We start from the raw sequence: 21,972 nt of genomic DNA, 5'->3' as shown, positions 1-21,972 counted from the left end.
GGACACGTGCTTGTCCTGCGGGATGAGAGGCATCGGTGAGACCCCGAAGTGCGACAGCACGAGGAGATTCACCAGCCGCCCGCGGAAAGCATATTGTATTTCCGTAGCGGATATAAAGCACTATTCTTAATTAAATAAATTAGGAGTTTCTATCAACTGAAAACTTCAAAAAGCAACAAACTATACGAAAAGAGCTTCATTAGTAAAGCTAATTTCTAATAGATTAAGACTAAATTTACAGAAGATCCATTAATAAAAACCGACTAAACTAGAAATTGCTTAGACCCCTTGAAATACTCCCCCTACATCTAGTAAAATAGCAAACTGTGTTTTTATTTCATAAGATATATAAAAGTTTAGAATCGGTTTTTTTTGATATGAAAGGAGAAGATAAGGTGTACTCTGCATTCTTGGAAAAGGAAAAAACCAAAAGTGAATTAAAGGAAGAATTGGACACCTTGGAAATTCAACTATTTCGTATGAAAAATAATATAAAAGAAATTGCGAAGGACTCTGAAATTATTAGTATCGATCAAGCAGGTGATGATAACTGGGTTGTAATTTATGCACATCGGGAAAAAGATATGTTTCAATTGATGCTGCATGATTGCAGAAAGCCTTATCGCGGTAAATGGAATTCTGCTATTCAGGCTGAATATAAAGATAAGCACACGCTTCATATAGCAGATATTAAAGGTGAAGAAAACCAAGGATATGGTTCTGTATTATTGCAACATCTAAAAGACATGGCAAGAGAAGAAAATGTGCAGTACATTACTGGAGATATTGCCAAACGTGATGCAGATCACTTTGATCGGTTAGAATACTTTTACGAAAAACATTATTTTCATGTAGAAATTGATCATAAAGAAAAATGCGGAGAAATTATATGGAATGATACGTGAAATAGACTGTTTCTGAAGAAGAAATGGTCTTATTTTTTTGCTCTTTCGGATAGTTTGTTGAGTTTTTGCAGTTGATAGAGATTGTTAATTTATTGAATTAAGAGGAAATGTCTAATAAAGTGCATGGTTGATTTACAGTCTATATAAAAAAGTAAAGTAAAGTCATTTTAAAAGCACCATTTGAGAAAAGAGCGATAATTTGTAGAGCTTGTAGTAAGATTTTGAAGGAATGAGAAACAATAATTTAAGCGTTACTGAAAATTTTGGTAAACTAAAAGTATCCTACAAGAAAGGAAGAGTGCAGATGAAATATGTTACTTTGAATAATAGTTTAGAAATGCCTCAATTAGGATTCGGTGTATGGAAAGTACCAGATGATGAGGCAACGCCAGCAGTTTCAAAAGCAATAGAAGCAGGCTATCGCTCCATAGACACAGCAATGATTTATGGAAATGAAATCGGTGTCGGTAAAGCAATTGCGAATAGTAACGTCCCTCGAGAGGAATTGTTTATCACGACAAAAGTTTGGAATAGTGATCATGGATATGAAAGTACGTTAAAAGCATTTGAAGAAAGTCTAGAAAAACTAGGACTAGATTACGTCGATTTATATTTGATTCACTGGCCAACTCCGAAATATGATCAATATGTAGATACATATAAAGCGTTAGAGAAACTTTATCATGATGGAAGAGTAAAGGCGATAGGCGTTTGTGATTTTGATATTGAACATTTACAACGCTTGTTGAACGAATGTGAAATAGTTCCGGTTATTAATCAGGTTGAGTATCATCCGTACTTACAGCAAAAAGAACTGAAAACATTTTGCGAAGAACATAACATTCAACTTGAAGCATACAGTCCATTAATGAATGGAAGAGATATTTTACAGGATGAGGTCATTAAGGAACTTGCAGATCGATACGGCAAAACACCGGCACAAGTAATTCTTCGCTGGCACTTACAAACAGGTGTTGTTGTTATCCCGAAATCGGTCACTCCATCAAGAATCGAAGAAAACTTAAATGTATTTGATTTTGAATTAAGTGAGGCTGATATGAATAAAATCGCTGAACTGGACCGCAATGTTAGAGTAGGCAGCAAGCCGAGTGAAATGAATAATAGATGATGATTCACAATCAGACGTTTTTATTTAGCGTCTGATTTTTTTGTCTATGTTTTTCTTCTTACGTGTTATTGCAAATATATGTAGAACAGGTAGCATTTTACAGAAAGAAATAGTAAAATAATTCCAATGAAGTTCAACCATTTTGAAAGGAGTGATGTTTTATGATGGTAAATTCACTAACTTTAATGAACCAACTTAAAAGGACAAACATCAAAATGGAGGAACAGTCGGTATAGGGAGTATAGGCCTAATTACAAGTGACTTTTCCTCCGAATTAATAGGAGGAAAACAATTTGAATCAACTTGAAAAAATCGGATGGAAAGAATATGAACAGACTAATATAAAGGAAGAAAGTCTTGCACGTGTCATCACTGTTCAGAAAAATAGCTTTCGCTTATCAGATGGAAATATGGAATGGATAGCTCATCTAAGTGGTAAGTTTTTAAATGAAGCCGCTTCTTCTGTAAATTTTCCTACTGTAGGTGATTGGGTCCAAGTACAAAAATTACTGGATGAAAAAAAGGCTGTTATTCAAGAAGTGTTACCAAGAAAGAGTCAATTTGTCAGGAAAGTTGCGGGGCAAAAAACGGAAGCGCAAATAGTAGCTGCTAATATTGATACTGTGTTTATTGTTAATTCATTAAATCATGACTTAAATATGCGCCGTATCGAGCGATATATATTGGCTGCATATGAAAGTGGAGCATCTCCTGTTGTTGTTTTGACTAAAAGGGATGAGTGCTCGGAAGATGAAGTAAGTAAAGCTGTTTTACAGGTTGAAGAGGTTGCTATTGGAGTGCCTGTCATTGCAATGAGCAGTTTAACTGGTGAGGGTATTACGGATTTGCTGGAATATCTTCCGATTGGACGGACTGCCGCTTTATTAGGATCCTCGGGTGTTGGGAAGTCTACCTTAGTAAATACACTCATGGAACAAAAAGTGCAAGTTACGAAGGATGTACGAGAAGCTGATAGTAAAGGCCGACACACAACGACACATCGGGAAATGTTCGTTTTACCAAATGGTGGATTAATCATTGATACACCAGGAATGCGAGAACTTCAGCTCTGGGAAGGTGAGTCAGCGATAGATACCACTTTTCAGGATGTGGAGCAATTTGCAGCGTTATGCCGGTTTAATGATTGTTCGCATGATACGGAACCAGGCTGTCGTGTGAAAGAAGCGATTGAAATTGGTGAATTAACACAAGAGAGATTTTTAAGCTACTTGAAGCTTCAAAGGGAACTTGCTTATGAAAAAAGAAAACAAGATCAAAGAGCGCAGTTAGAAGAAAAAAATAAATGGAAGAAAATTAGTAAAGGATTAAAGAAAAAGTATAAGAATTGACGATGAAACAAGCGCCTGACAATTGGTCAGGCGTTTCTTTATAGTTTATCAGTAATAGAGGAGTGGTGGGATAGCAACAACCGATTAGGATATATCGACGAACGAAGAGCATAAATCAACGAGGGACTAAGATATCATCAAAATCTAGGAGAAATCAACCAAATACACGGTTCACTGCCTTTTCAAATTCTTGAAAATAACATGGTATCTCATCTTCTTCTAAACCCAAATACATATTCTTTACAATAGCTTGGTGATACCACTTTTGCTTTTCAAATCCAGCATTGAAATTCTCCCAAATGGCATCGCCCTGTTCGTTTAAATCCTGTTCCAATCCAAGCAGGTTATCGAGTTTATCGGCAATAATCAGGTATCGTACCTCCTTTTCAGCACTTTTCAATGTATCGATGGTATGTTGTTTTCTTTCCTTCCAGGACTTCGATTTATCTTCTGTATGGGCTGCAACGATGTTGGCTACTCTTGTGCCAAATTCCTTTTCAATATCAGCAATATTATAAGGAGTATCTTCTACAACGTCATGTAAATAACCAGCGCTTATTAACTCATCACTATAGCTCTCCATCTCTAATCTTTTAGCCACTCGTATAGGATGAGTGATGTAGGGAGTATCTGAATTCTTCCGAGTTTGTCCTTCATGTGCTTTCGTTGCAAACATTAAAGCTTTATTTTTCACGGATTTTCCTCCTTATCAATAATCATTCGTTATCAGAAAGATACACTAAATATAACATGTATAAAAAGTAAGAGGGGAACTAATGGACCGCTGTTCGTTCAAGAATTCAAGGGAATGACAAAGGTTTTAGGAAAAAATACCGAAGCGTACATTTTAAACAAACGTTTGATTAAGTTTTGGAATTGAGATAAAAAATAAAACAAACGTTTGATCTAGGATGGAAAAATTTCAATATCCCCTTCTAATCACCTTGATTCGACAATATTCGAGGAGTGCCAGGCACCCCGAGAGTTAGACTAACTTCTAAAAGGAGTTCCCGCTTGAATTTTGGCGTTCGACAAAATCCGGGGAGTGCCAGGCACCTGTGTGGATGCTTTTCTTTCATTTTTGTGTGGAAATGGGTAAACTAGTGGCAGTAAGTATTTTTATCGAGTGGAGGTAACACAGTATGGATAAGGGCATCAACCAAAGAAAAACCGAACATATACGTTTGTGTCTTACGGGAAATGTAGAAGGTGTAAATAAATCTACAGGACTAGAAGGCATTCATTTCATACATAATGCTTTACCGGAAATAGATTTTAACGAAATTAAAATAAATACGGAATTCTTGGGAAGTAATTTAAAAGCACCTTTTTTGGTTAGTTCTATGACTGGCGGTTCGGAGTTAGCGACAACTATCAATCAGAATTTAGCAAGAGCTGCCGAAGAAAAGGGTTGGGTTATGGCATTGGGTTCAACACGTGCCATGCTGGAAAGTGATGCACACAAGGAATCATTTTTAATAAGAGAGTATGCACCAACTGTCCCATTAATCGTAAATTTAGGTGTTGTGCAATTAAACTATGGATATGGAGCAGAAGAGGCTCAGCGTATAGTTGATTTAACCAACGCGGATTCTATTGTCCTTCACTTTAATACTTTGCAGGAAGCAGTTCAGGATGGAGGAGATCTTAACTTTAAGGATTTACTTCCAAAAATTGAGGAAGTTTGTAAGGCAGTTAACGTACCTGTAGGAGCAAAGGAAGTGGGATTCGGAATCGATGGAACGGTAGCGGAGCAACTATATAATGCTGGAATTTCCTATATTGATGTTGCTGGTGCAGGTGGAACATCTTGGAGTCAGGTAGAAAAACTTCGCTCCAAAGATCCGTTGAAAAGAGCTGCAGCAGAAGCGTTTAATAACTGGGGAATCCCAACAAAAGATTGTATCGTATCTGTGCGCAGTAAACTACCTGAAGTACCCCTCGTCTCTAGTGGTGGGATGAAAACAGGGGTAGATGCAGCAAAGGCGATAACCATTGGTGCTGACCTTATAGGATTTGCGCGTCAATTACTACAAGCCGCAACAGAATCTACAGAAGCAGTAATAACAACAATGGAACAAATTGAACTGGAATTGAAGATGACCATGTTCGGTATCGGAGTGAAAAATCTGACGGAGCTGAAAAATACTAAACGCGTCAGCATCATGGGACAATCACTATTAGATGAATAAAGAATTATATCCGAACTGTTTTACAAATAGTTCGGATTTTATTTTGACTAATACTCTATTGTCCTAACCTCTACTCTTAATTCCACAACCTTTTTGAAGCTAGAAAATTTGTGTGAATTAAAAGTGTAAATAAATATCGTTAAAGCAATTCTTCTGTTTAATAGGGCATATTCGCACATACTAAGAATGGGTAAGCTTATAAGCACATAGTTTCTTATAAAGAGGCGTGCTGTGCTAAAATGTTTTCAAGTAAAGGTGGTGAATATGTAATGAAAATAGAGGTATGGTCAGATTTTGTATGCCCTTTTTGTTACATTGGAAAAAGAAAATTAGAACATGCGATAAATAATTTCTCACAAAAAGATAGAGTTAATATTGAATATAAAAGTTATCAATTAGACCCTAATGCAAAACATATTCCAGGAAAAGATTTTTATCAGACGTTCTCTGAGTTAAAAGGAATTCCGCTGGATCAGGTGAAAGCAATGAACCATCAAGTGGGACAACAAGCTGAGACAGTTGGGCTTACTTATCATTTTGACACGATGAAGTATGCAAACACATTTGATGCGCACCGCGTAGCTAAATATGCAGAACAAAAAGGTAAAGGGAAAGAGATAACAGAGCGTTTTCTTTATGCATATTTTACGGAATCAAAACTAATGAGTGACCATTCCACATTGATTCAACTTGCAGGAGAAACTGGATTGGATGAAGAAGAGGTTAGAGAAGTGCTTGAGACGAATCGATATACAAGAGATGTTCGAGAAGATATTAATGTTGCTCGTCAAATTGGGGTACAAGGTGTTCCGTTCTTTGTTTTTAATGAGAAATATGCAGTTTCTGGTGCTCAGCCTGCAGAAGTATTCCAAGAAGTACTAGAGAAAGTATGGGAAGAAGAAAAACAAAAACCAACACTTACTTCATTAAATCCTACACAATCTAAGACGTCTTATTGTACGGATGAGACCTGTGAAATAAATGAGGACTAAACGATAGAAAAAATGTTGCAGATAATATTTCTGCAGCATTTTTTTTTTGCTGTCTATCAGGAAATTATAAAATAGGCAAGAATGGATTCAAAAACTTTACAAATCTTTAATATTCCTTTATTAATGTCATACTATGGCGGGTGTAATTCTCTCTTTGAATGCCAAAAAGATGGTAATAGTGACTAATATTTTGCTAATGATGTTTGGTGCTAGGATAAAAAATTCCTTTACAACTTAGATATTTATCGATAATATGAATGTAAGTACTAACTTGCATTATGAAGTAATCGTATTTATAGGGAGGTTTTCGACTGAAGGAAGTCACAGCTAAGATTCCTTTACATTTAAAATTGCGAGGAGGAAGTACATGAATATGTTAAAAAGACTTGCAAATAAATTAAGTAATTATCCAATGAAGTCCATTTTTATCATGGCGATTATGGTGATTCTGTTAGCAGTTGGCGTAAAAGATGTATTTATGGCTACAGGGAACGATACGCTAGTAGAATCTAATTCAGACGTATACCAAGCTAATTTAATGTTAGAGGATGAATTTGGTGGAGAATCGATTATTGTACTGTATGAATCCAAAAATTTACTGACAACGGATCATTTAAAGCATATGAAAGGGTTAGATGAAGTGCTGCAAAGTAATGATTCAATATATAGTATCTTAAGTCCAGTCACACTTGTGGAAGAAATCGCAAATAACCAATCGGTTACGTTTAAAGATGGTATTTCTGAAACAATTGATGGCTTAAATGAAATGGGGAGTCGATTAACTGACATTAGTGTTAAGTTGAAGGGAAATGGTGAGAGTGATCAAGAATTTTCACTTCCTGAGCTGGAGGAACCACAACTCCCTGAGTTAGCTGAGTCATCGGTAGCTGAACTTGGAGGAGCAGAGAATCAGCTTCAAGAGGTTGTTGAGATTCAACTTCCAGATATGGAAGAACAAATGGTTGAGTTAAATGAAGGATTTTCCAACATAATTGGAGCCCAGGAAAATCTGGAAGAAGGAACAACGAATCTGCTAGATGGATATGCTGAGTTTGGTCGTCAAACGAATGAATTAGGGGAAAATTTAAGTGAACTGGCAGAACGAATGGAAGATCCCGCTCAGAAGCAACAGCTACAGGAAGCTGTTCAGGCATTAATTCAACTGTCACAACAAATGACACAGGTATCTGAAGATTCGGCACAACTTCCTGGTATCACCAATCAAACAATAAAAGGCCTAAATAATATACAAAAGAAACTGGACGAACAGATAAATCAGCAGAACACGCAGCTTGAACAAATACAAGAAGGGAAACAAGAGCAACAGGAACAATTCAAGCAGGAATTGAAAGAACAGCAGGAAGCTCAAAAAGAACAAATACAAGCACAAATGAATGAACAATGGGTTGAAAAAGAAAAGGAGATGCAAGTGCTCAAGAAGGAAATAGAAGGAAAACAGACGGAACAGGAAGAAATGCTAAGCCAACTTGCAGACGGTTTAGCCGAAATGGGTGAGAATGTACAAAACATAAGTGAGAGTATGGAGACCATTTATGAATACTCAGATATTATGACGCCTGGTATACCTGAGAGTCAAGAAACACTGGATAACATGATTTATAATAATGACGACGAACTTCGCCCAATGTTTGAAGAAGTAGTTATAGATGATCAATACATGACTATGTTGATAAAACTTAATGGAGATGCAGAGGATGCAGAAAAAACGGAAGTAATTGATTCGATAAACAACTATTTTACGACGGAAGAAATTAAAACAGCAGAAACCATGGTATCAGGAAAACCTGTACTTGATCATGCGACTCGCTCTTCCATGCAGGAAAGTATTCAAACCATGATGGTGCTCGCACTAATAATCATGGTGATTGTGTTATCTATAGTCTTTAAAGTCCGTTGGCGCTTATTGCCATTAGTAACTGTTCTCATTGCAGTGATTGGAACGGTAGGTTTAATGGGATGGTTACAAATACCAATTACGATGGTATCAATGGCTGTTTTTCCAATTTTAATTGGTCTTGGTATCGATTATGCCATTCAGTTCCAAAACCGTTATGCAGAAGAAATGGCGAAGGAGGATTCGAATGAATAACGATAAAAAGAAAGCGAAGGCTAGTTTAAACAAAACCATTACGAAGATGGTACCAGCAGTCTTAACTGCAATGATTGCTACAACACTTGGGTTTATTTCACTATATACATCACCTGTACCAATGATTCAAGACTTTGGTAAAATGTTAACAATTGGTTTAGTGGTAAGTTTTATTCTAGGGATATTTCTTTTAATTCCAATACTATTTATCCGAGACTATTTTTTTAGTGAAGATAAAGGAAAACAAAGACAACTCCGAAAAAAAATACCTTCGAACATAGATAAAGTGCTTGATTGGATCACTGGGAAAACAATCACCTTTCGTTGGGGAATCATCATAATTGTAGCTGTCACTGCAGCTTTTGGTATTTGGATGGATCTGGATGCAGATGCGGAAACAGATGTGGAAACTTTCATGCCTCAGGATACACAGGAACTAAATGACATTCATAAATTACGGGATGTTATCGGCACAACCGATCAAATATCCATTGTATATGAAAGCGATGATATTTTTTCAGATCAAGTGAATACATGGGTTGATGATTTGACAGAATCCCTTGAAACGGAATTTCCTGATGTTGTTGTAAAAACAAATTCGCTCACCAGCGTTGTGAAGCAAATGAACGATGAAGAGTTGCCTGAAGCCGAGGAATTTAAGGAGGAAGTTGCTAATATACCAGAAGACCAATTAAAACTCTTCTTAAATGAATCAGAAACAAAAGGTGTTATTTCTATAGGAATTGAACACTTAGAAGCATATGATTTAGAATTATTCATTGATGACTTAGGCGTATATTTGGAAAATAACGACTTGGTTACGGTTGACACGACAATCACAGGAAAATCCGTATTAGATGTAGAAATGATTCAAGGTCTGACAACTGGCAGATATCAGATGACTTTGATTGGAATGGGACTTGTATTCTTAAGTTTATTAGTTATTTACAGGAATCTTGTTAAAGCGTTTATTCCTTTATTGCCAATCATATTTATTGTAGGCTGGTCTGGTTTAATCATGTACTTTTTGGATATGAGTTACACACCCCTAACTGCAACATTGGGAGCATTAATTATAGGGATAGGTACAGAGTTTACGGTATTAATCATGGAACGATATTATGAAGAAAGAGAGAAAGGGTATCAAAGCAGGGAAGCCATCAAAATGGCCAATAAAAACATTGGAAAAGCCGTTTTTGTATCGGCTATTACAACAATTGGCGGATTTAGTGCCTTACTAGCATCCGATTTTGTGATTTTAAACAATTTTGGATTAATGACACTTATTAACATTTCTCTTGCTTTATTTTCTACACTGATAGTAATGCCGCCAATATTAATTATCTTAGACCGATTTGTAAAAATAAAACAAAGCAACTTGATTTCTTCACATACTGGCTTATCATAAGGAGAGAAGGTGATGATTGTTGATGGATAAAACGGAACAAATCTTTAAAGGAGCTATTTCGGTATTTGTAAAAAAAGGAATGCAAGCAACAACCCAGGAAGTAGCTAAAGAAGCAGGCGTTGCTGAAGTAACATTGTATCGGAGATATTCTACGAAAGAAAACTTATTTATTACAGTTATCAAACATGTATTAGAGAGAAAGTTCGGTTCCCATGTTTTAGAAATTGCAAAAGAAGATGATACTGAGTTATTTTTAACTAACATTATTGAAGATAGACTAGAGGTTTTGTCAAAAAATGATGATTTAGTAAGGATGCTTTTATCAGAGAGTTTAAGAGGAAATCTAACAGATAAAATTAATTTACCGGAAATCATTTTTTCAAGTTTAAAAAAAGGATTAGATAGTCATTTTACACGTAAAGATTATAAAGTTGATATCGACTTCTGCGCAAGACAGTTGGGAGGCGTATTTTTAAGTTATCTTATATTGCCAAATGATTACCCATTTAATAAGCTAACTAAACAAGATCGAAAAGATATAGCAAGAAAACATGCAAAATCAATACTTTCGACTATATAGGGAGAATTTGTCATTTAGAAATTTAAAATCTATCTTTTGAAATAAAGATAGGTTTTTTTATATGCATCAATAGTGACACACCTGTAATGGCAGCTGTAGTCTATACTTCGCTACATGCGCGATTAAGCGTTTCATGTTTTTTGACAATTTCATGTTTAATAGCTTGTTCTTATTGACTGAAACTGTAATTCTGTTATACTTGTTAATGAGAACTAATTGATAATGAATCTCATTCTTAATTAGAGTTATTAAAAGGTAATAATAATTATTATTTGCATTGTTTTTATAGTAATTATAAAGCTTAGGGGAAGTTAAAAAGATACCTGCCAAATGTGTATTGCGGGGAACCTAGACAGAGAAGGGCATTTTATGAAAATAAGATACTTAGTAATAGCGCTCATTGTTTTTTCAGTAGCATCTATTTTCATAGGTGTTTCTGATATTTCACCATTAGATATTTTTCAATTAACGGAAGACCAAAGACAAGTATTATTTGTAAGCAGAGTTCCGCGCTTAATTAGTATACTTATTGCTGGAATGAGTATGAGTATAGTTGGTCTTATTATGCAACAGTTAAGCAGAAATAAATTTGTTTCACCTACAACTGCAGGGACAATGGATTCAGCAAGATTAGGTGTGCTCGTTTCCATGATGTTGTTTACTTCAGCAGCTCCCTTGCAAAAAATGATTGTATCTTTCGTTTTTGCATTGTTAGGTACACTGATATTTATGAAAATCTTAGAAAAGATTAAATTTAAAGATGCAATATTTATTCCTTTAATAGGGCTAATGTTTGGTAATATTGTAAGTTCTATATCAACTTTCTTTGCTTATAGAAACGACCTCATTCAGAATATGTCGTCTTGGATGCAAGGTGACTTTTCCATGATTATGAGTGGGAATTACGAGATTATGTATGTAAGTATTCCTGTTTTAGTGATTGCGTATATTTACGCTAATAAATTTACGATTGCAGGAATGGGAGAAGATTTCTCTAAGAACTTAGGATTGAATTATCGAAGTGTGGTTAATCTTGGCCTTATCATTAGCGCATTGGTTACAGCTTCTGTTGTTCTGTCTGTCGGTGTGATTCCATTCCTTGGGTTAATCATCCCGAATATTGTAACCATTTACCAAGGTGATCACTTGAAAAACACACTGATACATACTGCATTGCTAGGTGCTGTATTTGTATTGTTTTGCGATATCATTGGCAGAGTAATCATTTACCCATATGAAATCCCAATTAGTTTAACCATTGGAGTTATAGGTAGTGGAATATTCATCTATATGCTGCTAAGGAGAAAGAAATATGGGTTATAAGAAAAAAGCAACCATACTCGCCATAATCGCACTAATACTAGCATTGTTATATATTTTCTATGATTTAAGTGGAAACATTGGATATATTTTACCGAGAAGAATTATAAAAGTTGTTGCTATCATAATTACAGGCGGGGCAATTGCCTTTGCTACAACAATCTTTATGACTATAACAAACAACCGAATTTTGACACCTAGTATTTTAGGACTAGACTCATTGTATTTATTACTACAAACTTTTATCATTTTTATATTTGGTTCCAATTCCATTGTCATGATGCAAAGCAGTATAAATTACTTTATTTCCATCTTTTTTATGATTATATTTTCACTACTGCTCTATCACTTTCTCTTTAAAGGAGAAAAAAATAATATCTACTTCCTCTTGTTAATAGGAATGATTTTGGGTACATTTTTCAATAGCTTCACAGACTTTATGCAAGTACTTATTGATCCTAATGAGTTTATGGTTGCTCAAGATGCCATGTTCGCAAGTATAAACAATGTAAATACGGACTTAGTTTGGATTTCCGTAGTGCTCGTTATATTGGTAATGCTTTACTTTCTACGTTTCTACAAGTATTTGGACGTATTATCTTTAGGGAAGGATCAAGCTGTTAATTTAGGTGTTCCTTACGATCATGTTGTACAGCGGTTGTTAATTATTGTGGCAATACTTACTTCCATTTCAACAGCTCTTATAGGGCCAATCACTTTCCTTGGATTACTTGTTGTGAACGTCGCATATGAAATGATGAAAACCTATCGTCATTTGTACATTATTTTGGGTAGTGTATTCATCAGTATTATCGCTTTACTTGGTGGCCAATTCGTTGTAGAAAAGATATTCACTTTCAATACAACATTAAGTGTTATTATTAATTTCATCGGTGGCGTGTACTTTATATATCTTTTGTTAAAGGAGAATAAATCATGGTAGATTTAAAAAATGTTTTTAAAGCGTATAACAAAAAGCCAGTGATTGAAGATGTTTCTTTGCAAATTGAAAAAGGAACGATCACATCATTCATTGGCCCGAATGGTGCAGGGAAAAGTACATTAATCTCTATGGTTAGCCGTTTGATTGCAAAAGATAATGGAGAAATTACGATTGATGGGAAAGATATACTAAAGACGAAAAACAATGATCTAGCTAAAAAAATATCCATACTAAAACAGACTAATTCTGTGAATTTAAAGTTAACAGTTCGTGAACTGGTTTCATTTGGTCGCTTTCCTTATTCTCAAGGAAGGTTAGATGAAGAAGATTGGGCGAAGGTAGACGAAGCTATTGATTACATGGAGCTTCAAGATATGCAGGATAAATTCCTGGAAGAACTAAGTGGTGGTCAAAGACAACGAGCTCACATTGCAATGGTAATCGCACAGGACACAGAATATATCCTTTTAGATGAGCCGTTAAATAATTTAGATATGAGACATTCTTCTCAAATCATGAAAACATTACGAAGGCTTGTTGATGAAATGGGTAAGACCATATTAATTGTTATTCATGACATTAACTTTGCTTCTTGTTACTCTGACAATATTGTCGCATTGAAAGATGGCCGAGTAATGAAGCAAGGAAAAGCATGTGATGTTATCGATAAATGTGTCTTAAAAGATCTATATGACATGGATATTGATATCAAAGAAGTCGATAACAGACGTATTTGTGTTTATTTTTAATGATAAATACTGCATGCGCTGTATGTAAGGGAAAATTAAAAAAATTTTTTTCAAAAAAGAGAGTAAAAAAAAGCCCCTCATATGATGAGTGGTTGAAAAACCAAAACATCTTATGAGGAACAACCCTATAATTATTGTACCGTAAAAATCTTTTATGGTAAACATATGTGCTTATACAAAATAAACGTACTTGAGCGCTCAGGTACATACGTTCATATAATAAACAGCTTATTTGCTGTAGAGAGAAATAAATTGCTTTTTCTTTTTTAGAAAAGAATATTTTTAATTTGCCTATATGTATAATCATGCAGTATTTGTTATATATAAATTTTATAAAGGGGTATTTATAATGAAGAGATTCACACTCACATTACTGCTCATATTACTTATTGCGTTTGTTACTGCATGTAATTCTACTGAAGAAGGCAATGATGGAGCAAATGCTGAAGATAGAGAAACTGTTACAGTGAGTCATGAACTTGACGAAACAGAAGTACCAAAAAATCCACAAAATGTGGTCGTATTTGACTTTGGTATTTTAGATACATTGGATAAGTTGGGAATTGAGGTTGCAGGCGTTGCTCAATCTGGTACGATTCCATCCTATTTGGATAAATATGCTAGTGAAGATTATGAAAATATTGGTAGCCTAAAAGAACCAGATTTCGAGAAAATTGCTGAAATTAATCCAGATGTCATTATTATTTCAGCACGACAAGCAGAATTATATGATCAACTAAGCGAAATTGCTCCTACTATCCATCTTGGAGTAGATACTACAAGATACATGGATTCCTTCAAGGAAAATATGGAAAAAGTAGGTCAGATTTTTGAAAAAGAAGAAGAAATTGAAGCTAAATTAGCTGCCATAGATGAATCAATAGCAGCATTGAGTGATAAAGCAAGTGAAACCGATGAGAAAGCTCTTATTATATTAGCAAACGATGATAAAATCAGTGCATATGGCCCAAGTTCAAGATTTGGTATTATTCATGATGTATTTGGTGTAACTCCAGCAGATGACTCGATTGAAGCCTCTACACACGGAATGAACGTATCTTTTGAATATGTGATGGAACAAGATCCAGATTTACTATATGTCATTGATAGAGCGGCAGTGGTAGGTGGAGATTCAGCAGCAAAAGAGATTGTGGAAAATGAATTGACGAAGAAGACAAAAGCTTTTCAAAATGATAAGGTGTATTACCTTGATCCTGATTATTGGTACTTATCAGGTGGGGGACTAGTATCTGTATCCGAAATGGTTCAACAAATTGAAGAAACGATTCAATAGGAAAAGGCAGTCAAATGGCTGCCTTTTTGTGTTACTATTACATTAAAAGAATTCTGAAAGGAGAATATATATGTTAAAGAAAATGGCAGCAGATGCCTTAGGACTTTCTGATATCGGTAAGATCATTGGACCTGAAGATTATGATAAAACTGATGCAGATGATTATGTGAGACATGAAGATAATGAGAAGATTTATTTTTTAATTAAAACAAAAGCAGATGAATATTGCTTTACAAATATTGCTTTCATCCATGTCGATGGGGAGAATGCTACTTCTTCCAAACGAACTTTAAGACGTTATCCGTATTCACAATTTAAGTTTTCCAATGTACTTCTCGAAACAGCTGGAAGAGTGGATCTTGATATTGAAATTAAATTTTCACTAGGAAATAATAATTATAGTATCGATGTTAAAAAAGAAGAAATCGAACAGTTGAAAGATCTTTACAAAGCACTTGTATACATTTCCGAAAAAACACATGAAAATGAAGTACTGATGAATATGGCAAGTCAAAGTCTTGAAAAAGCAGTATCCGTTTTACAAAACTCCAGAACAGATCAAACGAATATTGCTGAACAATTTAAAGACTTGACTGAATTCGGTTTTTCTTGGTTGGAAACATCACGAGAGAAGTACCACGAAAAAGACTTTGGAGATGTATTTGAAAAATATATTAATAACTAACTTTCAGGTTAGAGTTTGGAGTAAGAAGGGAGCGAATTAGCTCCCTTTTTTATTGTTTTGTTGCTTTTTGACTATATCTGAATTGATAGAAACTCCGACTTAGTCAAAATTATTCATTGTTAGTAGATATCGCTTGCTCTAATGATTTAATGTGCTTGCATTCGTTCCGGCAGAATACTATGCTGTGTAGGGTCCTATAATCTTAAATCAGTAAAAACTATCAACCTTTTCGCTAGGGCCGAGTAACAGCAGTCCCAATCTATTAGAAAACACCCATTTTTAAAGACTAAAACACTCTTTTTTAGTATGATTGAATAAAAGTACAATTAAAAATATGAAGTGAGGTAGCCGGATGAGAAAGCTAATTATATATACAGTGATAGTTACTATCGGTATGATTTTTGCAGCTTGTAATAATGAAACTCTGGAAGAAAACACCGAGCAAACACTTTCTGAACAAGAGCCATTAGAGTTTTCGGATGAAGAAAGAGTAGAAGAAGAAACTACAGTTGCTACAGTAAATGGACAAGAGATAAAGGGAAGGAAATATAATTCTATCTATACGCAAATAAAATCCATGATGTATCAATATGGACAAGATGTAAGTGATGCAGAAAATATTAAAGAACAAACGATTGCGATTCTTGTAAATCAAGAGTTAATTATGCAAGACGCTGGAAAAGTAGGGGTTCATGTTACAGAAGAGGAAGCGGGTGAAGAGTTACAAAGGATAAAAGAAAAACAAGGTGATCAGTTTAAGGAATTGTTACAACAGTTTGATTTGAAAGAGGAAGATTATCGAGTACTTCTTAAAGATGATTTAATTACCTCTAAATATATAGAACAGGAAATTAAAGTGGAAGTTACGGAAGAAGAAATGAAAGCCAGGTATGATGAATTGAAAGAACGTGACAAAGAAATTGGTGATTTTACAGAAATAAAAGATCAAATTAAATCTGTTCTAGAAGGTGAAAAGAAGAACAAAGAATATCAAGTAAAAGTAACAAAATTAAAAGAAAAAGCAGAAGTGGAAACATCCATTTAATATAAAAAGCATCTCGCAGACCAATGTGAGTGGCGAGGAGATGCTTGTTTTAATGAATGAAAATGTCGAAATTATTTATTTTTCTTATCCTTCTGAACGTGCCTTTTCTTTAATTCACCTTTAATGTCATTAATGGACACATCTAGTAATTCCATAAGTACAAGGGTATGGTAGGTTAAATCGGCAATTTCACTTGTTACTTCTTTTTTGTCGTTATTTTTTGCACCGATAATGACTTCACTAGTTTCTTCACCGATTTTTTTCAAAATCTTGTCTATGCCTTCATTGAAAAGATAATTTGTATAGGAACCTTCAATTGGATTTTCGCGTCTCTCGGTGATTTTGGCTACGACTTGCGGAATGATCTCCAGTGATGGCTCATCCTTTGTATACAAATCATGATGGAAGCAGGTTTCTTGTCCGGTATGACATGCTGGACCTAGCGGTATTACCTGAACCAATAGGGAATCTGCATCACAGTCATAGCTGATTTTGTTAATCTGTTGTTTGTTTCCAGATGTTTCCCCTTTATTCCATAGTTCCTGTCTGCTGCGCGAGAAAAACCAGGTTTCGTTTGTTTGTAAGGTTTTCTGCAGTGAATCTGCGTTCATATATGCTAATGTTAAGACTTTTCCTGTTTCTGCATTCTGTACAATGGCGGGAACAAGTCCATTCTCATCAAATTTAATTTTATCGATGTTAATTTCCATTCTTGTTACCTCCTAACCGTGATTTTCTGTTCTTCTAAATATGCTTTCAATTCGGGAATTGGAATCTCACCATAGTGAAAGACAGATGCTGCTAAAGCGGCGTCAGCATTTGCTTTATTTAGTACAGTAGAAAAGTGTTCTTTTGTTCCAGCACCACCACTTGCAACAATAGGGATATTTACTGCATCGGCAATTGCCTTCGTTAATTCTACATTGTAGCCACTCTTTTCACCGTCTGTATCGATAGCATTAATAACGATCTCACCTGCACCGAGTTGTTCACCGCGTATTGCCCATTCAATGGCATCCATTCCTGTGTTTTTACGGCCTCCTTTGATAAAGACTTCCCATTTACCAGGAGAAGTTTCTTGGGCATCGATAGATAATACGATACATTGACTGCCGAACTTTGAAGCAGCTTCTTTAATGAGTGTTGGATTATTTACTGCAGCACTATTAATCGAGACTTTTTCAGCGCCAGCACGTAATACATTGTTAATATCTTGGATTGTACGGATTCCCCCTCCAACAGAAAAAGGAATAGAGATTTCTCGAGCTACTTTCTCAACAACGTCTAAAAAAATATCACGCTCTTCATTGGAAGCTGTAATATCGTAGAAAACCAATTCATCGGCCCCATCCTCATTATAACGTTTGGCAAGTTCTACAGGATCTGCGACATCTTGGATATTTTTAAACTTTTTCCCTTTAACCACTCGTCCTTTATCAACATCTAAGCAAGGGATGATTCGTTTAGCTAGCATCGTCATCTGCCTCCAATAGCTCTTCGAATTTAATCGTACCATCGTATAATGCTTTTCCGATAATCGCACCATACATGTTGAGTGACTTCAATTCAGTAATATCTTGTTTAGATGAAACTCCACCCGACGCAATAACATTCATTTTAGTAGATGTATTTATGGTGTGAAGTTCTTCAAAGTTAGGACCTTTTAACATTCCGTCCTTTAAAATATCAGTGTAAACAATTGTTTGAACGCCCATTTGCTCTAGTTCTTTTACGAGGTCAGTAGCTTTTACTGTACTATCTTTGGTCCACCCATCTGTTGCAACATAGCCCTTTCTAGCGTCAATAGATACGGCAATCTTGGACCCATATTTTTCAACTGCTTCCTTTAGAAATTCCTTATTATTAATAGCGGCTGTTCCAATAATCACTCGACTAATACCTGAAGAAATATAGTCATTAATTAAGGATATCGAGCGAATTCCTCCACCAACTTGTACGGGGATTTCTGTTTGTTCAGCGATAGCTTGGATTTCTGATTTATTAATTGATTCTCCAGATTTTGCACCATCGAGATCAACAATATGTATATATTCTGCCCCTGTGGCTTGCCACTCTTTTGCCATTTCAACTGGTGAATCACCATAGACTTTTTCTTTATTGTAATCGCCTTGAGTTAGACGGACGCACTTTCCTCCGCGAATATCTATTGCAGGAAATAGAATCATGAAATCATCTCCCCATAGTTTTTTAATAGTTTCAGACCAACTTCTCCACTTTTTTCGGGATGGAATTGCATGCCTGTCACATTATCTTTTTGAACAAGTGCAGGTACGGTTCCACCATATTCAGAGCTAGCCACAAGTGTATCTCTTTCAAAGTCTCCTCCAACTGCATAGGAGTGGACGAAATAAACATAAGGATTGTCAGGAATAGCATTAAATAGGGGACTCTCCTTATCTTTTTGTAAAGTATTCCATCCCATGTGAGGAACTTTTACAGCATCTGTTATACGGTTTACACTTCCCTTCAATAATCCTAAACCTTCCCACTCACCATCTTCATGGCTGATTTCATAGAATAATTGCATTCCTAAGCAAATACCTAGGATTGGTTTTCCATTTGCAGCTTCCTCCCGCAAAACCTTGGTCATTCCAAGTTCATTCAAGGAAACCATAGCATCCTTAAATGCACCAACACCTGGTAGAATAATAGACTCTGCCTTCTTAATAGATTCAGGATCTTTAGTTAACACAGATTTTACGTTCAGTTTATCTAAAGCAAATTGCAGACTTTTAATATTCCCAGCATCGTAATCAACAATTGCAATCATCACGAATGCTCCTTTCTGTAATAGATCCTTTAATTATGATCTTTTCGTAAGTTTGTTACTAATTAGCTTTGTGAGAGTTGATAGAAACTCTTAATAACTTGAATTCAGAATAGTGTGCTTGCCCTCGCTGCGGAAATACACTACGCTTTCCGCGGGGAGCTGGTGAGCCTGCTTCGTGCTGGCGCACTACGCAGTCTCACCGATGCTCTTCTTCCCGCAGGAGTCTCCGTGCATTTCCTCCGCTAAGTTGTCTGCTCTACTTGTATAAACAAAAGATATGTTGTTTTAAGAATAGTTTTAAACGTGATTACATGAGCTATAATCTCTAAGAAAATCTTGAGCATCTATCTTAGCTGAGGCAGAATACGGAGACTCCTCGAAATTAAAAGGCAACTTTCTTCGTGCGATGTAATGCTGACGAAACCTTCCATGTCCTGCGGGAAAAACACGTGTCCGAAGACCTCGCAGCAGTGGTTTTCTGCCGGAGCGAATGACTGCACAAAATAACATCAGTGTGAGCGAGAGTAATACTATTCTGAATTAAATATACTCGCACTCTATAAAAAATAAGAAATAAAGTAATGTTGCAAGGAAACAAACTTTTGGGAATGATTTATTAAAGTGCTCCTTTAGTAGAAGGTACTCCTTGGATTCTAGGATTTTTTATCGTTGCTTGGTCCAGGCAGCGGCCAAAGCCTTTGAAAATGGATTCGATGATGTGATGAGAATTGCTGCCATAGGCTAGATTAATATGCAAGGTCACTTTGGCATTGCTGACGAATGCTTGGAAAAATTCTTCCACAAGTTCGGTATCAAAATTGCCTACTTTATCTTTTAACCCTTCGACATGATAAACAAAATAAGGACGTCCACTTATATCGATGGATACTGTAGACAAAGCCTCATCCATTGGTGTAGTAACAGTAGCATAGCGTGTAATGCCTTCTTTGTTTCCAAGAGAGTTTAAAAATGCTTGTCCTAAACTGATACCTATGTCTTCTACGGAATGGTGTTGATCTACTTCTAAATCCCCATCACATGTTACTTCTAAATCAAATAAGCCATGCTTGGTCATAAGGGTGAGCATATGATCAAAGAAACCGACTCCGGTGTTGATAGTAGAATGACCTGTACCATCTATATTAAAATCTAATTCGATTGCAGTTTCACTTGTCTTTCGAGAAATTTTTGATTTACGCATGGAGATTATCCTTTCTGATAGAAATAGAATTCGCATGAGCCGTTAATCCTTCTGTGTTTGCTAATTTGGTGATTTTATCAGAAGCACTGAGTAAAGCATCTTCAGAATACTGAATAATACTTGATTTTTTTACAAAATCGTACACACCAAGTGGAGAAGCGAATCTTGCTGTTCCACTTGTTGGTAGTGTGTGATTTGGTCCAGCAAAGTAATCACCAAGTGGTTCTGGTGAATAATTTCCTAAGAAGATGGCTCCTGCATGCTTTATTAGCTGCATGCTTTCTGTAGGGTTTTGGATCATTAGCTGTAAATGCTCTGGTGCAATCTTATTAACTACATCAAAGGCATCTTCTTTATTCTTTGCAATAACGATTCTCCCATTTTGTTCGATAGAGCTCTGAATAATGGCTTTGCGCTCCAACTGCTCTGTTTGTTTCTGCACCTCAGCTTTTACTTTATCGGCTACTTCTTTACTTGTTGTGACACAGATGGCACTCGCAGATTCATCATGTTCTGCTTGAGATAATAAATCTGCAGCTACATAGCTAGGTGGAGCAGTTTCATCTGCAACTACGCAAATCTCACTTGGTCCTGCAATCATATCGATTGCTACATCTCCATAAACCCATTTCTTTGCTCGAGCAACAAAGGCATTTCCTGGCCCAACGATTTTATCCACTTTATCTACTGTTTCTGTACCATAGGCTAAAGCAGCAACCGCTTGAGCACCACCGATTTTGTAGATAGTTTTTATCCCGATTTCATCTGCTGTCACTAAAACATAGGGATTTATCTTTCCATCTTTTTGTGGTGGAGTAGTAATTACAATTTCTTTTACTCCAGCAATTTGTGCAGGAATAACGTTCATTAATATGGAGGATGGATATGCAGCCTTTCCTCCAGGTATATAAACACCTACTTTTTCAAGAGGAGTTACTTTCTGGCCCAATAAAATCCCTTTTTCATTTTCTATAAGCCAAGTTTGTTCTTTTTGTGCCTGATGGAATTCACGAATGTTTTCTTTTGCATCATTAATTGCTTCAATAAACTCAGAATCTACTAGATTACGTGCCTCTATAAATTCTTGCTCCGAAACAAGAAGCTGGTCTAGTTCCACTTGGTCAAATTTTTCTGTGTATCGAAACAATGCAGCATCTTTGTCGGCTCTTACTTGTTTAATGATTTCCAGTACCGAACTGTCTAGCTGTTCCTCGCTTGTTTGAATATCGCTGGAATCGTTCTTCTCGGTGTAAAATTGTTCGGAAGTAATTATTTTCAT

The 21,972-nt window shown here is 35.8% G+C and carries 21 protein-coding genes; 14 read left to right on the top strand and 7 right to left on the bottom strand.

The annotated features are described in order from the left end of the window. The first annotated feature begins 395 nt into the window (after positions 1 to 395). From D8M06_RS10445 to rsgA, 3 genes are all read left to right on the top strand, one after another. A complete protein-coding gene (locus tag D8M06_RS10445; protein ID WP_241558932.1) occupies positions 396 to 905 on the top strand; it encodes a hypothetical protein in 510 nt (169 codons plus the stop codon). A 304-nt stretch (positions 906 to 1,209) separates the two neighbouring features. Then, positions 1,210 to 2,034 (top strand): aldo/keto reductase, encoded by an 825-nt coding sequence (locus tag D8M06_RS10440; RefSeq protein WP_121204349.1) that lies wholly within the window; start codon positions 1,210 to 1,212, stop codon positions 2,032 to 2,034. A gap of 293 nt (positions 2,035 to 2,327) precedes the next feature. After that, positions 2,328 to 3,383 carry a ribosome small subunit-dependent GTPase A gene (gene rsgA / locus D8M06_RS10435; RefSeq protein ID WP_241558931.1) on the top strand — a complete coding sequence of 352 codons (1,056 nt, stop codon included), beginning with the start codon at positions 2,328 to 2,330 and terminating at the stop codon, positions 3,381 to 3,383. Between the two features lie 154 nt (positions 3,384 to 3,537). Here rsgA and D8M06_RS10430 read toward each other — a convergent pair whose 3' ends face one another. Further along, on the bottom strand, positions 3,538 to 4,077 hold the full coding sequence (locus D8M06_RS10430) for an HD domain-containing protein (protein ID WP_121204348.1): 540 nt from the start codon (positions 4,075 to 4,077) through the stop codon (positions 3,538 to 3,540). A gap of 448 nt (positions 4,078 to 4,525) precedes the next feature. Here D8M06_RS10430 and fni point away from each other — a divergent pair, with 448 nt between their 5' ends. The 11 genes from fni to D8M06_RS10375 all read left to right on the top strand — a co-directional run bounded on the left by fni (position 4,526) and on the right by D8M06_RS10375 (position 16,701). Further along, a complete protein-coding gene (fni, locus tag D8M06_RS10425; RefSeq protein WP_121204347.1) occupies positions 4,526 to 5,575 on the top strand; it encodes a type 2 isopentenyl-diphosphate Delta-isomerase in 1,050 nt (349 codons plus the stop codon). A 269-nt stretch (positions 5,576 to 5,844) separates the two neighbouring features. Continuing rightward, entirely contained in the window at positions 5,845 to 6,567 is a 723-nt protein-coding gene (locus D8M06_RS10420) for a DsbA family oxidoreductase (RefSeq protein ID WP_121204454.1), read from the top strand. Between the two features lie 367 nt (positions 6,568 to 6,934). Further along, entirely contained in the window at positions 6,935 to 8,677 is a 1,743-nt protein-coding gene (locus tag D8M06_RS10415) for an MMPL family transporter (protein WP_121204346.1), read from the top strand. Next, positions 8,670 to 10,085, top strand: a complete 1,416-nt coding sequence (locus tag D8M06_RS10410) for an efflux RND transporter permease subunit (RefSeq protein ID WP_121204345.1) — start codon at positions 8,670 to 8,672, stop codon at positions 10,083 to 10,085. The genes D8M06_RS10415 and D8M06_RS10410 overlap by 8 nt, the downstream gene beginning before the upstream one ends. A gap of 22 nt (positions 10,086 to 10,107) precedes the next feature. Continuing rightward, complete coding sequence (locus D8M06_RS10405) at positions 10,108 to 10,665, top strand: TetR/AcrR family transcriptional regulator (RefSeq protein WP_121204344.1); 558 nt, start codon at positions 10,108 to 10,110, stop codon at positions 10,663 to 10,665. A 369-nt stretch (positions 10,666 to 11,034) separates the two neighbouring features. Then, positions 11,035 to 11,988: an ABC transporter permease gene (locus D8M06_RS10400; RefSeq protein WP_121204343.1), complete on the top strand. Its 954-nt coding sequence runs from the start codon at positions 11,035 to 11,037 to the stop codon at positions 11,986 to 11,988. Beyond that, positions 11,978 to 12,928 (top strand): iron chelate uptake ABC transporter family permease subunit, encoded by a 951-nt coding sequence (locus D8M06_RS10395; protein WP_121204342.1) that lies wholly within the window; start codon positions 11,978 to 11,980, stop codon positions 12,926 to 12,928. The genes D8M06_RS10400 and D8M06_RS10395 overlap by 11 nt, the downstream gene beginning before the upstream one ends. Continuing rightward, entirely contained in the window at positions 12,922 to 13,677 is a 756-nt protein-coding gene (locus D8M06_RS10390) for an iron ABC transporter ATP-binding protein (protein WP_121204341.1), read from the top strand. Before D8M06_RS10395 ends, D8M06_RS10390 begins: the two co-directional genes overlap by 7 nt. A gap of 349 nt (positions 13,678 to 14,026) precedes the next feature. Next, positions 14,027 to 14,971 (top strand): siderophore ABC transporter substrate-binding protein, encoded by a 945-nt coding sequence (locus D8M06_RS10385; RefSeq protein ID WP_121204340.1) that lies wholly within the window; start codon positions 14,027 to 14,029, stop codon positions 14,969 to 14,971. Between the two features lie 70 nt (positions 14,972 to 15,041). After that, positions 15,042 to 15,656 carry a PH domain-containing protein gene (locus tag D8M06_RS10380; RefSeq protein WP_121204339.1) on the top strand — a complete coding sequence of 205 codons (615 nt, stop codon included), beginning with the start codon at positions 15,042 to 15,044 and terminating at the stop codon, positions 15,654 to 15,656. A 352-nt stretch (positions 15,657 to 16,008) separates the two neighbouring features. Next, a complete protein-coding gene (locus D8M06_RS10375) occupies positions 16,009 to 16,701 on the top strand; it encodes a SurA N-terminal domain-containing protein (RefSeq protein ID WP_121204338.1) in 693 nt (230 codons plus the stop codon). A gap of 71 nt (positions 16,702 to 16,772) precedes the next feature. Here the strand turns inward: D8M06_RS10375 and hisIE are convergent, their stop codons facing one another. From hisIE to hisD, 6 genes are all read right to left on the bottom strand, one after another. Beyond that, a complete protein-coding gene (gene hisIE, locus D8M06_RS10370) occupies positions 16,773 to 17,411 on the bottom strand; it encodes a bifunctional phosphoribosyl-AMP cyclohydrolase/phosphoribosyl-ATP diphosphatase HisIE (protein ID WP_121204337.1) in 639 nt (212 codons plus the stop codon). A 5-nt stretch (positions 17,412 to 17,416) separates the two neighbouring features. Next, positions 17,417 to 18,175, bottom strand: a complete 759-nt coding sequence (hisF, locus tag D8M06_RS10365) for an imidazole glycerol phosphate synthase subunit HisF (RefSeq protein WP_121204336.1) — start codon at positions 18,173 to 18,175, stop codon at positions 17,417 to 17,419. Beyond that, complete coding sequence (gene hisA / locus D8M06_RS10360; RefSeq protein ID WP_121204335.1) at positions 18,165 to 18,887, bottom strand: 1-(5-phosphoribosyl)-5-[(5-phosphoribosylamino)methylideneamino]imidazole-4-carboxamide isomerase; 723 nt, start codon at positions 18,885 to 18,887, stop codon at positions 18,165 to 18,167. Before hisA ends, hisF begins: the two co-directional genes overlap by 11 nt. Next, on the bottom strand, positions 18,884 to 19,492 hold the full coding sequence (hisH, locus tag D8M06_RS10355; protein WP_121204334.1) for an imidazole glycerol phosphate synthase subunit HisH: 609 nt from the start codon (positions 19,490 to 19,492) through the stop codon (positions 18,884 to 18,886). Before hisH ends, hisA begins: the two co-directional genes overlap by 4 nt. Positions 19,493 to 20,108: 616 nt before the next feature. Continuing rightward, positions 20,109 to 20,693, bottom strand: a complete 585-nt coding sequence (gene hisB / locus D8M06_RS10350; RefSeq protein WP_121204333.1) for an imidazoleglycerol-phosphate dehydratase HisB — start codon at positions 20,691 to 20,693, stop codon at positions 20,109 to 20,111. Continuing rightward, positions 20,686 to 21,972, bottom strand: a complete 1,287-nt coding sequence (gene hisD / locus D8M06_RS10345; RefSeq protein WP_121204332.1) for a histidinol dehydrogenase — start codon at positions 21,970 to 21,972, stop codon at positions 20,686 to 20,688. Before hisD ends, hisB begins: the two co-directional genes overlap by 8 nt.

It is taken from the genome of Oceanobacillus halophilus (assembly GCF_003628505.1).
Classification (GTDB): Bacteria; Bacillota; Bacilli; order Bacillales; family Amphibacillaceae; genus Oceanobacillus; species Oceanobacillus halophilus.
The sequence above is the reverse complement of the archived record's forward strand: the minus strand, read 5'-3'. Positions and strand labels throughout refer to the sequence as shown.

What these genes read in the sequence shown, in the direction of transcription:
- D8M06_RS10440 (WP_121204349.1), top strand. Translation starts at nt 1,210, where the DNA reads ATGAAATATGTTACTTTGAATAATAGTTTAGAAATGCCTCAATTAGGA.
- fni (WP_121204347.1), top strand. Translation starts at nt 4,526, where the DNA reads ATGGATAAGGGCATCAACCAAAGAAAAACCGAACATATACGTTTGTGT.
- D8M06_RS10420 (WP_121204454.1), top strand. Translation starts at nt 5,845, where the DNA reads ATGAAAATAGAGGTATGGTCAGATTTTGTATGCCCTTTTTGTTACATT.
- D8M06_RS10415 (WP_121204346.1), top strand. Translation starts at nt 6,935, where the DNA reads ATGAATATGTTAAAAAGACTTGCAAATAAATTAAGTAATTATCCAATG.
- D8M06_RS10410 (WP_121204345.1), top strand. Translation starts at nt 8,670, where the DNA reads ATGAATAACGATAAAAAGAAAGCGAAGGCTAGTTTAAACAAAACCATT.
- D8M06_RS10405 (WP_121204344.1), top strand. Translation starts at nt 10,108, where the DNA reads ATGGATAAAACGGAACAAATCTTTAAAGGAGCTATTTCGGTATTTGTA.
- D8M06_RS10400 (WP_121204343.1), top strand. Translation starts at nt 11,035, where the DNA reads ATGAAAATAAGATACTTAGTAATAGCGCTCATTGTTTTTTCAGTAGCA.
- D8M06_RS10395 (WP_121204342.1), top strand. Translation starts at nt 11,978, where the DNA reads ATGGGTTATAAGAAAAAAGCAACCATACTCGCCATAATCGCACTAATA.
- D8M06_RS10390 (WP_121204341.1), top strand. Translation starts at nt 12,922, where the DNA reads ATGGTAGATTTAAAAAATGTTTTTAAAGCGTATAACAAAAAGCCAGTG.
- D8M06_RS10385 (WP_121204340.1), top strand. Translation starts at nt 14,027, where the DNA reads ATGAAGAGATTCACACTCACATTACTGCTCATATTACTTATTGCGTTT.
- D8M06_RS10380 (WP_121204339.1), top strand. Translation starts at nt 15,042, where the DNA reads ATGTTAAAGAAAATGGCAGCAGATGCCTTAGGACTTTCTGATATCGGT.
- D8M06_RS10375 (WP_121204338.1), top strand. Translation starts at nt 16,009, where the DNA reads ATGAGAAAGCTAATTATATATACAGTGATAGTTACTATCGGTATGATT.
- hisIE (WP_121204337.1), bottom strand. Translation starts at nt 17,411, where the DNA reads ATGGAAATTAACATCGATAAAATTAAATTTGATGAGAATGGACTTGTT.
- hisF (WP_121204336.1), bottom strand. Translation starts at nt 18,175, where the DNA reads ATGCTAGCTAAACGAATCATCCCTTGCTTAGATGTTGATAAAGGACGA.
- hisA (WP_121204335.1), bottom strand. Translation starts at nt 18,887, where the DNA reads ATGATTCTATTTCCTGCAATAGATATTCGCGGAGGAAAGTGCGTCCGT.
- hisH (WP_121204334.1), bottom strand. Translation starts at nt 19,492, where the DNA reads ATGATTGCAATTGTTGATTACGATGCTGGGAATATTAAAAGTCTGCAA.
- hisB (WP_121204333.1), bottom strand. Translation starts at nt 20,693, where the DNA reads ATGCGTAAATCAAAAATTTCTCGAAAGACAAGTGAAACTGCAATCGAA.
- hisD (WP_121204332.1), bottom strand. Translation starts at nt 21,972, where the DNA reads ATGAAAATAATTACTTCCGAACAATTTTACACCGAGAAGAACGATTCC.